This is a genomic window from Nostoc linckia z4, assembly GCF_002608075.1.
GTDB classification, from domain to species: Bacteria; Cyanobacteriota; Cyanobacteriia; order Cyanobacteriales; family Nostocaceae; genus Nostoc; species Nostoc linckia.
Genome location: NZ_LAHA01000028.1, coordinates 23,165 through 39,620 on the forward strand (window position 1 = coordinate 23,165; position 16,456 = coordinate 39,620).

12 protein-coding genes are annotated in these 16,456 nt (G+C 39.9%); all 12 read left to right on the forward strand.

Annotation, left to right across the window (positions count from 1 at the left end):
* Positions 1 to 14: 14 nt before the first annotated feature.
* The 12 genes from VF06_RS21410 to VF06_RS21465 all read left to right on the forward strand — a co-directional run bounded on the left by VF06_RS21410 (position 15) and on the right by VF06_RS21465 (position 16,435).
* Entirely contained in the window at positions 15 to 1,175 is a 1,161-nt protein-coding gene (locus VF06_RS21410; RefSeq protein WP_099069598.1) for a DegT/DnrJ/EryC1/StrS family aminotransferase, read from the forward strand.
* 162 nt (positions 1,176 to 1,337) lie between these two features.
* On the forward strand, positions 1,338 to 4,361 hold the full coding sequence (locus VF06_RS21415; RefSeq protein WP_099069543.1) for a N,N-dimethylformamidase beta subunit family domain-containing protein: 3,024 nt from the start codon (positions 1,338 to 1,340) through the stop codon (positions 4,359 to 4,361).
* Between the two features lie 23 nt (positions 4,362 to 4,384).
* Positions 4,385 to 5,347 carry a hypothetical protein gene (locus VF06_RS21420; RefSeq protein ID WP_099069544.1) on the forward strand — a complete coding sequence of 321 codons (963 nt, stop codon included), beginning with the start codon at positions 4,385 to 4,387 and terminating at the stop codon, positions 5,345 to 5,347.
* A gap of 478 nt (positions 5,348 to 5,825) precedes the next feature.
* Positions 5,826 to 8,123, forward strand: a complete 2,298-nt coding sequence (locus VF06_RS21425; protein WP_099069545.1) for a glycosyltransferase — start codon at positions 5,826 to 5,828, stop codon at positions 8,121 to 8,123.
* A 110-nt stretch (positions 8,124 to 8,233) separates the two neighbouring features.
* Positions 8,234 to 8,932 (forward strand): class I SAM-dependent methyltransferase, encoded by a 699-nt coding sequence (locus tag VF06_RS21430; RefSeq protein WP_099069546.1) that lies wholly within the window; start codon positions 8,234 to 8,236, stop codon positions 8,930 to 8,932.
* Positions 8,933 to 8,955: 23 nt separating this feature from the next.
* A complete protein-coding gene (locus VF06_RS21435; protein WP_099069547.1) occupies positions 8,956 to 9,873 on the forward strand; it encodes a glycosyltransferase in 918 nt (305 codons plus the stop codon).
* Positions 9,874 to 9,952: 79 nt separating this feature from the next.
* The gene (locus tag VF06_RS21440) at positions 9,953 to 10,957 is read left to right on the forward strand and encodes a hypothetical protein (RefSeq protein ID WP_099069548.1); all 1,005 of its coding nucleotides are present in this window, start codon (positions 9,953 to 9,955) and stop codon (positions 10,955 to 10,957) included.
* A gap of 40 nt (positions 10,958 to 10,997) precedes the next feature.
* A complete protein-coding gene (locus VF06_RS21445) occupies positions 10,998 to 11,849 on the forward strand; it encodes a glycosyltransferase family 2 protein (RefSeq protein WP_099069549.1) in 852 nt (283 codons plus the stop codon).
* A gap of 5 nt (positions 11,850 to 11,854) precedes the next feature.
* A complete protein-coding gene (locus tag VF06_RS21450) occupies positions 11,855 to 12,823 on the forward strand; it encodes a hypothetical protein (protein WP_099069550.1) in 969 nt (322 codons plus the stop codon).
* A gap of 2 nt (positions 12,824 to 12,825) precedes the next feature.
* Entirely contained in the window at positions 12,826 to 13,953 is a 1,128-nt protein-coding gene (locus VF06_RS21455; protein WP_099069551.1) for a glycosyltransferase family 4 protein, read from the forward strand.
* Positions 13,954 to 13,968: 15 nt separating this feature from the next.
* Positions 13,969 to 15,084: a glycosyltransferase family 4 protein gene (locus tag VF06_RS21460; protein ID WP_099069552.1), complete on the forward strand. Its 1,116-nt coding sequence runs from the start codon at positions 13,969 to 13,971 to the stop codon at positions 15,082 to 15,084.
* A 10-nt stretch (positions 15,085 to 15,094) separates the two neighbouring features.
* Positions 15,095 to 16,435 (forward strand): O-antigen ligase family protein, encoded by a 1,341-nt coding sequence (locus tag VF06_RS21465; RefSeq protein WP_099069553.1) that lies wholly within the window; start codon positions 15,095 to 15,097, stop codon positions 16,433 to 16,435.
* The last annotated feature ends 21 nt before the right edge of the window (positions 16,436 to 16,456 follow it).

Here is a 16,456-nt window from a genome sequence, read left to right on the forward strand (position 1 = left end):
TCGCCAAACCTTGGATGGGGGAGGCGGAGGCTGAAGCGGCTAAACGAGCGATTATGTCTGGCTGGGTAACACAAGGGCCAGAAGTTGCTGCTTTTGAACAAGAATTTGCCGCTTACGTCGGAGCAAATTACGCTTGTGCCGTCTCCAACTGTACCACAGCATTACATTTAGCGCTTTTAGCTGTGGGAGTGCAACCGGGGGATGAAGTAATTACTGTGAGCCATTCTTATATTGCCACAGCCAACAGCATTCGTTACTGCGGCGCAACACCAGTATTTGTGGACATTGAACCACAAACATACAACATCAACCCGATGTTAATTGAAGATGTGATTAGCGATCGCACCCGTGCGATTTTGATTGTCCATCAAATCGGGATGCCTTGCGACCTCAAAGCCATCTTGGATGTTGCCCACCGCTATCAGTTACCAGTGGTTGAAGATGCGGCTTGTGCCATCGGCAGTGAAATTCTCTGGAATGGGCAGTGGGAGAAAATTGGCAAACCGCATGGCGATATCGCTTGCTTTTCTTTTCACCCCCGAAAAGTGATCAGCACCGGTGATGGCGGGATGCTGACTACAAATAATCCCCAATGGGATAAGCAGTTTCGCCTCTGGCGGCAACATGGCATGAGTGTCCCCGATACTGTGCGCCACGGTGCAAAACAAGTAATATTTGAGACATACCCAATCATGGGTTACAACTACCGCATGACTGATATTCAAGCAGCAGTCGGGCGAGAACAACTCAAACGCCTGCCAGAGATAGTGGAACGTCGGCGTTATTTGGCACAGCGATATCAAGAAAAACTAGCAAATCTGCCGGGATTAAAGTTACCCACCGAGCCAAGCTGGGCTAAGAGTAACTGGCAGAGTTTTTGTGTCCGGCTCCTAGATAAATGCGACCAGCTACAAGTAATGCAGCAAATGTTAGATGCTGGCATTGCCACACGACGCGGAGTGATGTGCGTTCACCGTGAAAGTGCTTATGAAAAAGAAGCTTGGTCGTGTGGAGTTGAGTCGAAAGCTTGTGAGTGTGAAGTTGGAAAGTGCGATCGCCTTTCTGAAAGTGAGCAAGCACAAGACCACACAGTTCTCCTACCCCTGTTTCATCAAATGACTGAACAGGAACAGGACTATGTGGTGGAAGTTTTGAAAGTAGCTTGTCAGGTTTAAGGGACTTCCCAGAACTTAATTACCTAATCTTGTGGGGTGGACATCTTGTCCGCCCTTGGCTTGGCCAGCCCACAAGAAGTAGTTGATTATTTTTTTATTTGTAAGTCCCTAAGGAAGTTACTTTTTATCTTCCGTAATTATTAAACCAATGGGAAACTAAGTATGGTTACCATCTTTAGCAATCAAGTTCCAAGCATTCCCAATAACAGCGATAGCTCTTACGAATTAGGAATGAAATTCCGCAGCACCGCGGCAGGAGAGATTTCCGTCGTTCGCTTTTGGAAAGCCCCCAGCGAAACAGGAACTCATATTGGCAAGATCTGGTCAGCAACCGGAACTCTTTTAGCAAGCACCACTTTTACCAACGAAACGACTTCTGGCTGGCAGCAACAAGCTCTGGACACGCCACTGATCGTTCAAGCCGACACCACTTATGTAGTCTCTGTCAACGTCAACACCCATTACGCCGCCACTTACGATGAACTAGCCACCCCCATCACCAATGGGCCTCTCAGCTCAGTGGCAGACGGTAACAACGGGGTTTTTAATTTCACTCCAGGAGCTTTTCCAACTGGTTCTTACCAAAATACAAACTATTTTCGTGACATCGATTTTGTAGCTATTCCCCAACCAACAATCACAAAGATTAGCGGCGACAATCAGACTGGTGCAGCCGCAACTCCCTTACCCAACCTATTGGTTGTTCAGGTCAAAGATGCAGCTGGCAATCCCATATCAGGGACTACGGTGACCTTTGCCGTTACCAGTGGCGGGGGATCGGTATCGCCTGCAAATGTAGTCACTGATACAAATGGTCAGGCTAGTACCACCTTAACCCTTGGAGCGAATCCTGGTGCTACAAATCCTGTGGTTAATAATGTGACTGCCACAGCACAAAACGTAGGCAGCACTATCTTTTCTGCCAATGCCAGTCCTTCGGGAGAGAGCCAAACTCTGTTTACAAATCAAGTCCCAGATTTTGCAAATTCTAGTGATAATAACTCTCCCTATGAATTAGGAATGAAATTCCGCAGCGCTCAAGGCGGACGAATTACTACCATCCGCTACTGGAAAGCTGCTAGCGAGAAAGGAAGTCATGTCGGCAAAATCTGGACGGCAACCGGAACTCTATTAACAAGCGTGGTTTTTACTAACGAAACGGCTTCTGGCTGGCAAGAGCAGGTTATAGAAACGCCAATAAATATTCAAGCCAATACGACTTATGTCGTTTCTGTCAACATCAACACCCATTACGTTATTACTCAAGATGCACTGGCTAACCCCATAGTCAATGGCGACCTTAGCTCAGTAGCAGACGGCAGCAACGGGTTATACAATGTAAATCCAAATTCTTTTCCAACCGGCTCTTTCCGGAATTCTAACTATTTTTGCGACATTGGCTTTATCGTTGGCAGTGCCTTAATTAAAGTCAGTGGAGACAATCAAAGTGCCACCACAGGAGCAGCTCTGCCCAACCCCCTAGTTGTACGAGTTGTAAACGCTCAAAACACTCCTCAAGCAGGGGTGACGGTGAACTTTGATATTATCAGTGGCGGCGGAGCGCTCTCAGTTACCAGTGCAGTCACTAATGCTAGTGGTCAAGCAAGTACTACTGTCACAGTAGGACAAGCTCCTACCGCACTTGGAGGACTGACAGTCAGAGCGACGGCAATAGGCATTGGCACTACCAACTTTTCGGCTACAGCAATTCCGACAAACCCGAATCCCATCTACTTGGAAAATCTCAATCCAGGCACGACTAACTGGAAACTCGACAACCCTGGCAATGGAGAGATCGCGGGTTATGCCTCGGCAACCAGTGTTAATAAAGGGGGATCGCTAGATATTAAGGTTTCTCTTGCACAACAAGGACAGTACACCATCGATGTGTATCGCTTAGGCTACTACAGTGGTAAGGGAGGAAGGCTGATTGCCAGCAGCGGTTCCCTCACAGGCACGACCCAACCCGCTTGTAGTTTAGACCCTGATACCAGACTTGTTGAATGTAACTGGACAACTTCCTACGTTTTGCAGGTAGGTAGCAACTGGACTAGTGGTCTTTATGTAGCGAAACTCACTGACCAGGCAACAGGCGTAGTAGCCCACGTGTGGTTTGTAGTCCGGGATGATAGCAGCACAGCTGATGTTTTATTCCAGAGTGCCGTTTCTACCGTCCTAGCCTATAGCTCCACGGGGGGTTACAGCTTGTATAGTTCTGACAGCCTTGATGGTCAGCGGGCTTTCAAGGTTTCCTACGACCGGCCGTTCTTCCAAGCAACTTATCAAAATTCTAGCCAACCAGCTAAACCTTTGCAGTGGGAATACAACATGGTGCGTTGGCTAGAATCTCAAGCTTACGATGTTACCTACACCGACAACATGCAGGTTCACACCAACCCACAAAAATTGCTCAATCACAAAGTATTTTTGTCTGTAGGCCACGATGAGTACTGGTCTAAAGAAATACGGGATCATGTGGAAGCTGCCCGCGATGCCGGAATTAATTTGGGAATTTTCTCCGCCAATAGTTGTTATTGGCGAGTGAGGTTTGAAAGTTCTACTACTGCTGCGGGACAAGTCAGACCTAACCGGGTGATGGCCTGTTACAAAGCGGATTGGGCATTAGATCCAGTTGTCCAACAGCAGGGGCCATCAGCTGCAACTAATAAATTCCGCAGCGCCCAGAACCAGCGACCAGAAAATGCTTTGTTTGGAGTGATGTACGGTAGCGATTTAGATACCTTCGGCGGTTTTAATTTTACTGTCAGCAACGCTAGCGATCCTTACTACGCAAACACAGGACTCCAGAATGGAGATCAGCTGGCGATGTTAGTGGGTTATGAATGGGATTTTATCGTTAATAATGGGTCTGCTCCTGCTGGAGTCGTCAAATTGTCTGAGTCTACAACCATACCCTCCACTGTACTGCCTACCTTCGACGAACCAGTTGGAGAACAAGGACTTCCTGCCAACCAGGATTTTACCAAATCTCACTCAGTGCGCTACACAGCTAGTAGTGGAGCTAAAGTTTTTGCCTCCGGTACCATTCAGTGGGCATGGGGATTAGATAGTGACGGCATTAGCCCATTTCGGGAAGATATTCGCGCTAAGCAAATGACTGTCAACATCTTAGCAGACATGGGGGCGAAACCCCAGACACCAAATGCAAACCTGATTGTTCCTTAAAGCATCTCACAAGGAGTATCGTAATGCCATCATTAAAACGCCGACAATTTGGCCAGCTGGCTGCTGCTAGTTTGACTTCTACTGTTGTTGCTGGCCTGTCTAATAAGGCCGTTGCTCAAAAGATCCAACTCAAGCAGGAAATTCTTTATGGAGTCAAACCCCTTGCTACACCCAACAATGAAAACCGGGAAGACCAAACTCCGTCAATAGAGTTGAGTACTGCCGAATTCGCAACGGGAAAAGTTCTTTCTAGGCTCAATCGCCTATCTCTGTTTGTTGACAACCCCTTATCTGTACCGAAAAAAGCAAGAGCTTTCTATGTTGCTCAGTCTAATCGAGTTACAAAGGCGGTAGCACTTAAAGATGGAAGTCTGGTAATTTCTACTGTATCTAGCACGAGAAATGGTTTTTTCAACCATCTGCTTTTCACTGTCGGTAATGCTGCTGTCCCTGTATTTAGAGCGAAAAAAGTACTAGGCTTTAAGAGATCCAATCAAACTGTTGAAAGTTTGCTCAGCCTTCCCAATAATCGACTTCTGTGTTTGGTAGGAACTGAGGGTGTTCCGCCTTTTAGTTTCAGAACCATCGATTTCACCACAGGTAAAGTTCTTGACCGCGACGATTTGGATCTACCTCCACTACCACTCAATCATCGATTCTCTAACCTGTGCCAAGATGCCAAGGGAAATATTTTTGCAACTGAGATCGGCTCAGAAGGTATCCCAATTTTAATTTCAATTAACTTGCAGGAGAAAGCCCTAGTTACTGGCAAGGTGATAATTAAGAGATTGGCTCCACTAAAATTTGAAGGACGCCCTCTTGGCAACGATCTTAAAGACTTGGGCTTCTCCCGTTCTGGTGAATTGTATGCCCTTGCTGCTGACACTAATAGAAAAAATACTGCCCTGTTTACAGTGGACGTGAAATCTGGCAGGATGGGGCGAATCAAGAACTTTGAATCTGAGAAGTTTACATTCACTCTCTAGTATTACAATGACGTTTTGAATTATCTCCTGATGTTAATTTTCCATACTCATGTATGGAGATAAATAAAATGTACAGATGTCAATGTTTTGAAGAGAAGTTGCTTCAATTTAGCTGGAAATCATACTCATAAGCAAAGCAATTAGGAGCAAAACATTGACAAATTTCGGTTTTATACCAATTCGCAGTATCCACTGCATAGAAAATAAACTACACAGTTTATAAATTCAGATTTTATCTAGGTTTCAATGATTGAATGTGTTGCAGGATTTGAGAGAATTGGTATTAGTTATCAAAAAGCGATCGCATAAATCAAAATCTTTATGCGATCGCTTTGTTTGTTGTTTTTCATTCATAATCAATTAAAGCTAAAAAATAGAACTACGGGTAGTTTTTTATTAAAATTTTGCAATACTTAAAAAAGTAAAATTCAGCAATTGCACTTAATAAAACAAATAATTGTATATCAAGAAAATATTTATGAATAACATTAAAAAACCAAGACTTGTTTTTTTTCAATGGAACAATCAAGGTTCAGCCAAGTTCTATAATGTTCATAAACAAGAACATGTTAAATGCCTATCCGAGTTTTTTGAAGTAATTCTAATTCGTGACGAAAGTGACTATCAACAAATTTGCGAACAATATCAACCAGATATATCTTTATTTGAAACTGGTAATGCTTCATCTGATAAAAGACGGATTAAAAATACTCATTATTATCCAGAAATACCAAAATTAGCTTTTTATAACGGAGATTCTTATTGTGGATTTCATTCAGCTTTTCTTTCTGATATCGAACATTGGGGAATAGAGACAGTCTTTACAATCTCCATTCCTTTTGCTGAATATCTTCCAGAGATTGCCGACAATTTATTTATCTGGCCAAATTTTATAGATTCCGACGTATTTAAAGACTATAATCAGCCTAAAAATATACCAGTGCTAATTACTGGCAGCCAAACATCACTATATCCTTGGCGGCAAAAAATTAATAAACTGGTTGCTAAGTATTATCCCAGTCTCATTTGCCCGCACTTGGGATACATGCAAAATCGAGAAACTTCAAGAATGCTTTTTGGCGAGCAGTATGCCCGGATGCTCAATGCTTCTTTGTTTTCACCTACCTGCGGCACAATGGCAAGGGAATTTGTTCGCAAATTTCTGGAGATTCCCGGTTCTAAATCCTGCTTAATTACAGAAAAGAATCCAACTGTTGAAGCAGCAGGTTTTGTTGATATGCAAAATTGTGTATTTGCTGATGAAAATGACATATTAGATAAGCTGGATTACCTATTTCAAAACCGAGCAGAATTAGAGAAAATTACCGATGCTGGTTATCAATTAGTTCATTCGCGACATACATTTAAGCAACGAGATGAAATTTTGCAATGGTTTCGTCTACACAAAGCCCTGAAACCAAATCAAAGGATAGTCCAAAAAAGTCCTTTTGAGCCTTTGACGGTTGTAGACAAATCATCAGAAATTAAAAATTCACATATTGTTGTTAATCCATCGGATATACTGCTGCTGCGTCAAGGAGATGAAAAACTCTGGGCGGGTAAATATGATGAAGCAGAAGCTTTATATCTCAAATGCTTAAACTTTGTAGATTCTCAAGCACAACCAAAACTAAGGTTGGCATTATGTAATCTCTACAAAGGAAATGCAGCAACGGCACATTATTGGATTATCCAGCCAATTGAATGGACTCTCGATTTACTAAAAGCTATAGATCCCGATCCATTAGAGTGGGCTTATTTAATTATTACTCTCCTTTGCCAAGGAAAATTAAATGATGCTGTCAACTATGCGAATAAATTTCCGTCTCTTTGCCATCCCGAACTAGACCGCACTCGTTGGATTGTTAATACTCTCACAAGTAGAGATATTTTACCCTACAGTGACCCATTAAAATGCCGCTATAGCGCTCACCGATTGCCTAGCCGAAACTTCCAAGACTGGCTCAATCAAATCTGTATGATGCTTACAGCATGTCAACAATTTGAATTTGCTAAATTGTTGAGCGATCCGGCTTACTTAAAATCTCAATCGTTAAACAAACAAACCAAAGATTTTGCCAAATCATCTAATGTGGTTTCTAAATCAATTGATTTTTTAACTTTCAAATATTATCAAACAACGGTGAAGCAATGGCTGATTTTAAATTTAAAAACATTGCTACGCGAGCCACTTTCTCGTTTAGAAACTAGATTTGGTTACTTCCTTCCTTACGAATTTTCAACTATAAAATCTGATGAACTTTTTCAGACAATTCGCAAAATGGTGAAGGAAGAAGATATCAAAACAGCTTTAGTAATTGGAGCGTCTAGTGGAGAGGTGATTACCGAAGCACTTTTAACAGGCATTAGAGAGAATCCAAACAAGCCAACCGCCTTTTGTATCAATATATCTACTGCTAAATTTAATAAATTGCAAAAGCGTTTCATCGATGAGTCTGTTGTTAAATTCTACGATATTTTGCCCAGTTCTTCAGAAGATTTAGCTGAAGAAACCAGTAAAGTTATCAGAAATATTAAAGAAGAAAAAAATGTTAATTTCTTTGATGTTGTTTTAATCGATGGTTCTCAATTAAGCATAAGTATTGAAGAACTAGATAATGAATTGGAAGACTATAAGTTTGTTTTACTGGATGATATAAATACATTTGAAAATTACAAAAATCATCAAAAACTCCTTTTAAATTCCAATTATTTAGTATTTACTCAAAATCCGGAATTACGTAACGGTTATGCAATTTTTGAGCAACTTCCTTAAATAATCAACTGGTAAAATAGTGATTTTGGGGGAACCGAGAGTAGAGAATATAAATTTTCATTACTCGTTGTAAGTGGTTGATAAAAACAGATTTTTGGAGATTTAAGAAAATGAAAATGCAAATGAAGGACTTTTCTTACAGGGCATCATATCACTTGATTTGGCGAGCAGAACAATTACTCACTGATTTTCAAAGTTCTTCAATTAATAGGGAACTTAGCAAACTAAGTTGCTTAAATAAGAAAAATATAAGCACACACATGACTGCTCGCGAACTAAATACGCTTTACATATTAGCCAAGGAACTTGGAGAATCTGCAAAAGCTTTAGAAATAGGCTCTTATTTAGGAGCATCTAGTTGTTATATTGCGGCTGCTTTGGCTCCAAAAAATGGACACTTATTTTGTGTTGATACTTGGGAAAATCAAACTATGCCTGAGGGAGAAAGAGATACATTCAAGGAGTTTAAAACTAATACCAAAGCAGTAGCTCATCACATCACCATGATTAGGAAGAATAGCCAGGAGCTTATACCTTCAGATTTTCTGGAAAATCCTCTAAATCTTGTTTTTATTGATGGCGACCATAGTTATAAAGGAGCCAAGAATGATTACGAAAAAGCAACTCCTTGGATTGTGGGAGGAGGTATTCTTGCATTCCATGATTGTATTGCTTTTGAAGGTGTAGCTAGAACAATTGGTGAAGCACTTGCTAGTGGTAAATGGAAATTTGGTGGACAAGTTGATAATCTCCTTTGGCTACGTAAAGTAGAAAAAGGTTGTTTAGAATTTGAACATTCAGCATTTTAAAACCAAGGCGAAAGTCATTTTGTATGCAACTACCCCTTAGTATCATTATTTGTGCCCACAATCCTCGGCGGAATTATTTAGAGAGGGTTTTAGAAGCACTTAAATATCAAACATTATCCAAAGATTTTTGGGAAATTTTGTTAGTTGATAATGCTAGCGATCGCCCTTTAGCTGCGGAAATTGATTTAAGTTGGCATCCCCAAGCTCGTCATATTCGAGAAGAAGAATTAGGACTGACTGCGGCTAGACTCAGAGGAATTCGAGAAGCTACGGCTGGAGTAATAGTATTTGTTGACGATGATAACGTTTTAGATTCAGATTATTTAGAAACCACATGGCGAATTAGTAAAGATTTTCCATTTATTGGTGCTTGGGGCGGACAAATTAAACCTGAATTTGAAGTACCACCTCCATCTTGGGCAAAACCTTATTTAGGGAATTTGGCAATTCGAGAATTTGAGGGCGATCGCTGGTCTAATTTAACACAGCAATATGAGACAACCCCATGTGGGGCTGGGCTTTGTATTCGTAGGGTTGTTGCACAAAAGTATAGCGAATTAGTTGGTGAAAATCCTCAACGAGCAAGTATGGATCGCAAGGGTAAAATGCTTACCTCCTGTGGAGACTCAGACCTAGCATTTACAGCCTGTGATATCGGTTTAGGTACTGGACTGTTTGCATCTTTAAAGCTGACTCACTTAATACCTGCTAATCGTTTGCAAGAAGACTATCTGTTACGTTTAGTTGAAGGACTCGCTTATTCACAAATTATCCTCGCATATTTTCGAGGTGTTGTCATGCCTCAATCTTTTTGGAAAAGCTCAAAAATATATTCGCTATATTTATTTTTACGATATGGCTTCAAAACATACTCTTTCCATGAAGCAGAAAAAAAAGGTAAAAATTTAGCTCTCAAAGAAATTACAGCAATTGTCAGGTAAATAGACTAAGCGATAGGGGCGCACACCCCTACAATAGAATTCTGAATTCTTCTTTAATGAGTTAAATTAATTCACTTATATGAATCTGATAATTAATTCGTCTTTAAATATTAGTAGATATTTAGTTTCCCGCAGGAAACCAGGAATTTCTAACAAAAATTTAGAAAAATGCCAAATACATTTTGATATCCAAGGTCAAGAGGCAGGAGACTATATCAAAAATATCTTATCTCAAGATCGACCATGTATGATTAGTAGACTAGGTTCTACAGAACTCGATACTATATTGGTATATTTAAATATCATTGATAAATCAAGTTTTCTGCTCAAAAGCATTAGATATATAAATGGTGATTGGGGTTGGTTTTGGTGGGATGAATTAGTCAAGAAAAAAATCACAAATTTATCTGGTTTTTTTCCATCTGATGAAACTAACTTAAATCGATTTTGCGAATTAATGATTCGTGATATCAAAAATATTGATGTCCTTGGTTCTTGGTTAGAAGCAGAGCAACAATTTAGCCAAATATTACCGAATACAATCAATGCCACAAGAGTATCACTAACGGATTTAGAACCCTATCGCCATCAACGACCTTGGTCAGAAGTTTTAGAAGGAAAAACAGTTTTAGTGATACATCCTTTTGAAGAAAGTATAAAACAACAGTACAAAAAAAGACATTTGTTATTTGCCGATCATCGAGTTTTACCAGAATTTGAGTTAAAAACAATGCCAGCAGTTCAATCGATAGCTGGAAATAGTGTAGATTTTCCAACATGGTTTGATGCTCTGAATTTTATGTGCGATCGCATCTCCAATATTGATTTTGATATAGCTATTATCGGCGCGGGAGCTTATGGTTTGCCTTTAGCTGCTTTTATCAAGAATATTGGTAAAAAGGCCATCCATCTAGGAGGAGGTACTCAAATATTATTTGGAATTCGTGGTGCAAGATGGGATGAAAGACCTTATTATCAAGAATTATTTAACGAACATTGGGTACATCCTCTTTCCTCGGAAAAGCCAGCAACAGTAAATAATTTTGTCCAATATCATGGAAGTGAAAATGGTTGCTACTGGTAGAAATTTATAAGTTAGTATTGAAGTCAAATAAAAGGTTGTAATGGTAAGTAAATATGAGGCATTCAAGGATTCTTATTTTTTGAAAAATCAGCATCCAAAAATATCGGTAATTACAGTCAGTTTTAATCGGCTGGAGGAGTTAGGTAAAACATTTTCTAGTATCATTTCCCAAACATACAAAAATGTTGAATATATCATTATTGATGGCGGTTCTCAGGATGGCACTGTAGATTTCCTACACAAAAATAGTGCAAATATATCCTATTGGGTGAGCGAAAAAGATGCTGGAATTTATGATGCCATGAACAAAGGAGCCTTGGCTGCCACTGGCGACTGGATAATTTTTATGAATTGCGGCGATCAATTTTTTGCAGAGGATACACTGGCTAAGGTTGCAGAATACCTTGATAATTCAGTGGATGTTATTTATGGCAGAACTGAATATGTTGTTAATGATAAATACGGATATCATACCTATCAACGCCAGCCCTATGATTTATCTATAATCTGGCGTGAAATACCTAGTTGTCATCAAAGTATTTTTGTTAAAAAAGAACTACAAGTTAAATATCATTTTGATACATTGTTGACTTGGTGTGCAGATCACGATTTTATTGCCAAGGTTTATGTTGCTGGCTATCGTTTTCAAGAAGTTCCTGTAGTTATTTCTAGATTTGACACTTCAGGAGGAGCATCCAGAGATTTATTGAGCTTTACTAAAGAGCGTTGGTCTATTTGTAGAAAATACTTTGGTAAATCTTTTCAGCAAGAGTTGTATTTTATGAATGAATACAAAAGTTTTTGGTTGCAAAAAAACATTATTAGTAAAATACGCGAGATGGTTCCTAGTGAGTGGATTCTTGCTTTACGTAAATATAGAAAAATATATTGATTAATATGGCTCATTCTAAAAATATTGGAGTCTATTTTTCAGCGAATGACGCAGTTTATGAATGGACGATCGCTTTTCTCAACAGCTTTAGAACCTTCAACCCAGATTTACGCCTGATTCTCATTCCTTTTAACGAGCAGTGCGATCGCTTGATAAAATTAAGTGATATTTATAAATTTGAAGTTTATACTGATGCATCTTTTTCGCGGTTAGAAGCCATCGGTGAAGCATTTGAGCTAGGCTACACCCCTACTGGCCCTTATTGGTTCAGACGTTATGCAGCTTTTTGGGGGCCACTAGATTATTTTATGTACTTAGATGCTCGGCAAATTGTGTTAGCAGATATTCAACCGTTTATTGAAGCAATAGAAACTTTTGGGTTTGACTTTTTACATTATGACTGTGCCATCGACCAAGTTTACGAACAAGGAACATTTCGCCAACAATTATTAAAGGAAAGACGAGGACGTGGGTTTAACTCTGGTCGTTGGGCTTCCCGAAAGGGGATATTTTCAATAGAAGAATTTGAGCAACTAGCAGAAAACGCGTTGAAAATACGTAACCAACTCAACCCTAGAAATACAGATCAGGCTTTCATTAACTATTGCTGCGATATGAAACCCGTATGCTACGGGCATTTTGCAGAAGTAATTGGAGGTATCTGTCAGAACGGTTGGGCACGTAAATCAGGTAAAATTTTTGAGGATAGCGGTAAATACTTTCTGTGGGATTATGGCAGTTTAGACCATAAAAAACAAGTTATTCTGCTGCATTGGGCAGGATATAAACTTAATTCTTTGATGCCTTATAAAAATTTGTTCGATAAATTTTACTTAAAAAAACAACCTATTTTTCAATCATTGATATCTTATTTATATACAAGTTTAGATTATCTATGGAGAAATCCTGTAGAAATCTTACGACAAAATCGTTTGATTAATAATACGTATCATTCTTTGAGAAAAAATTATTAATTGTGAAATTAGTTTCTTACATTCATCCCATTCGCACATACTTACCTTGTACGGGAGTAGGGCGGCATATAAATCAAATTTTGCTTGGACTTGCAGAGGAAAGTGGCATTGAGTTAAATTTGCTTTTCTCACAACAGTGGTTGGAGAATGATGGTAAACTCAACCCACGCTGTCCCCTGCGCGAACTACCCAAGCTGACTTTTCCTGGATTAGAAAATCCCACAGAACGGACATGGAAACTATTTGGTTATCCTCGCATGGATAAATATTTGCCAGAACAAACAGACTGGCTTTATGCGCCAATGGAAACTTATATCCCTGTGTCGAAATGTCCGGTTGCTGTTACAATTCATGACGTACAAGCATTTGAAATCAATTTGCCTTGGTCGGGTACTTGGCAGCATCAATGGTTTCGTTATAAGTGGGGGCGTTGGGTGCGTCGTGCTTTATCTGACTGTCGCGTGATTTTTACTGTCTCAGAATTTTCTAAGCAACGGATGGTGGAATTATTAGGAGCTAATCCCCAAAAAATTGTAGTAGTTGGAAATGGTGTTGAGCAGTCTTTCTTTGATATTGCGTCAGTTAATTGTTTAGATTTAAAGCCACCAGTGGAAGCACCCTACACTTTGGTAATTGGTGGTTTGCGTCAAAAAAAAGGAGGTGATTATGTTCTTGGTGTTGCAAAAGCTCTCCTTGAGCGCAAAAGTAATTTAAAAATTCTTGTGGCTGGTGAATTAGAAACTGATTACATTGAAGCAGCTAAAGCTCACTCTAATATCAGCTTATTGGGTATGATTTCTGATGAAGATCTACCGAGATTATTACGCCAAGCATCATCGCTTTTGTTTCTTTCTCTCTATGAAGGCTTTGGGATGCCGGCGCTAGAAGCAATGGCTGTAGGAACTCCAGCAATTGTTTCTAATAGAGCTTCTCTTGTTGAAGTTGTTGGCGATGCTGGCATTGTTGTTAATCCAGAAGAAACTGATGCGATCGCCGAAATACTTATAAACTTAGAAGCAAATCCTAGTGTTGCCCAAGAATATGTTCGACGAGGCCGCAAACATGCAGCAGAACATACTTGGTTACGCTGTGTAAACAGAGTAGTAACTGCTTTACAGGAATTTGCTTAATAGAAAAAAATTCTTATGGCTTTAAAAGTTGTTTTTTGTTGGTCTGATATTTCTGGTTACATGGCAGCTTGCTGGCGAACTCTGCACCAAATACCAGAAATTGATGTATTTGTTGTTGCCTTTCAAGCTCGTACTGAAACCGCATTTGCCGATGAATTGATGCAGGGTATTCCTTGCCGACTTTTGGATATCAAAGAAAGACAAGATGCAAATTTAATCAAAGATTTGGTGTTGGCCGAATCTCCAGATGTAGTTGTCCTTTGCGGTTGGTTGCATAAACCTTATCGTCAGCTGGTCTTTGCTGGTGAATTATCTCAAACAGCCTTAGTAATGACAATGGATACCCCTTGGTGGGGTACGTGGAAACAACATTTAGCTCCTTTGTTTCTTCGTTCTTACTTGCGATGTATAAATAGTGTCGTTGTTGCTGGAGAACGTAGTTGGCAATATGCTTCCCGTTTAGGAATTGAAAGAGCAAATATAGCCCACGGGGTTTATGGTATTGATTATGATATTTGGTCTCCTTTGTGGGAACAACGCCTTGAGTCCCAATGGCCGCGTTCATTTTTATTTGTCGGTCGCTACGTTGCAGTGAAGGCAATTGATGTTCTGGTAGAAGCTTACCAAATATACCGTTCTCAAGTATCTCATCCTTGGACTTTGGTGTGTTGCGGACAAGGAGAATTGGCATCACATCTTGAGGGAAAACCGGGAATTGAGAACCAAGGATTTTTACAACCATCCCAAATGCAAGCTATATGGCAGAGGGCAGGAGCTTTTATTTTGCCCAGTCGATTCGATCCTTGGCCGCTAGCTTTAGTGGAAGCTGCTGCTGCTGGGCTACCGATTATTTGTACTGATGTTTGTGGTTCTGCGGTTGAGGTAATTCGACCTTGGTATAATGGTTTAACAGTACCCAAAGAAGACTCAAAAGCTTTAGCCAAGGCAATGTTGACTTTACACCATAACTATGCAGAGTTATCAACTTGGGGAAAGCGATCGCAACAATTAGCAGCCCCCTACGCTGCCAATATCTGGGCAACTCGTTGGCAGGAATTATTACAGAATGCACATAACATGAAAACAGTCAAGGATAATACAAGTAATCTAGTTACTCAAAATTTGATATGAATTTTTCCGCATGAATTCAGATCCTATTAGCAAACTTATTGACCTCATCTTTAGTCCTTATGGAATATTTGGTATTATCATCGCTGTTTTCATTTTGGAGAAAGCTAGACAGTCCCGGCGTTTAGCTTGGCTATTATTTGCGTTTTGCTGTTATGCAACTTCCTTGGGAAAATTTCAGGATGAGTGGATAACTGAACCACCACCCTTAGTTTTTCCTTTACAACAAATACGCGATATGGGTCGCCCCTTGACAATAGTTCTCCTGGTTTTACTCATCTTACTGGGAATGCAAACACATAATGGATGGCGGCGGATAATTATTCCACAACCAGTCTATTACTTGATCGCATTTCAGGTGGCAGTTTTTTTCAAAATTGTAGTTTATGGTGACATAACTTTTGCCCTACTGGCGCTAATTACATTTGGGGCAATTGTACTGATGTTTAAGTTAGGCCCTTCGCGTTGGTTGCAGGATGAATATAATTTTCGCTTGGGTGTTTGGTCGCTAGCAATGGTTGGTGTCATCTTCGCCATCGCCTGCGCTTATCAAGGAAGATTTGACATGTATGCCATGACATTTGTACAGGGCAGATTCCTCGGAACTACAGGTAGTTCGCAACATGCGGCTGCTTTGTTAGCAGGTACTATTCCCTGCTTCATGTTTCTCATTGAAAGCCACAAAAAATGGGACTGGATAAAAGCTTTTTGGATAGCTGTTTTACTTCTTGTTGTATATTTTTTATTTCTTACAGCTTCTCGCACTGGCGCACTTATGGGAATCAGCTCTATTTTATTTTTCTATCGTAATCGAGCTGGTTCTTTAGTACGCTTAGGCTTATTTGCTGGTGTTGTTTTGGGTACAATCTTTTGGTTTATCAGTCCAGATAAAATTACTGAAAGCACACCCGCAAGCAATAGGTTCATTTCAGGTGGAAATACACGTGAAGAAGCTTGGATTGGAATGTGGAATGGCTTCATGAGTAATCCATTTTTTGGTTCCCCTTTGTACGGAGGACGTTTAGTTTTTGGAGAAAATTCTTGGTTAGCTGCTGGAGATACTACAGGATTGATCGGATTTATACCGATAGTCATGATGGGTCTGGGCTGTTTGAAGATGATATTTGAACTTCATAAATTTAGTAATGCAAAACCTACTTATTTTTTGCATAGTAGTACTGTGATAGCTGGTTTGTCAGGTCTTTTGGTAGGAAGTTTTTCAGAAGCTATTCTTTTAGGCAATCTGTCTTTTCCTGTATTTTCACTCCTAATGTATTTATCACTAGGAAAGTATTTACTTGATTTCGAGCGAATTCAGAAGAAGTATTTATCATCGCAGATGGTACCAAATTAATTTTGTCAAATAGCATTTATT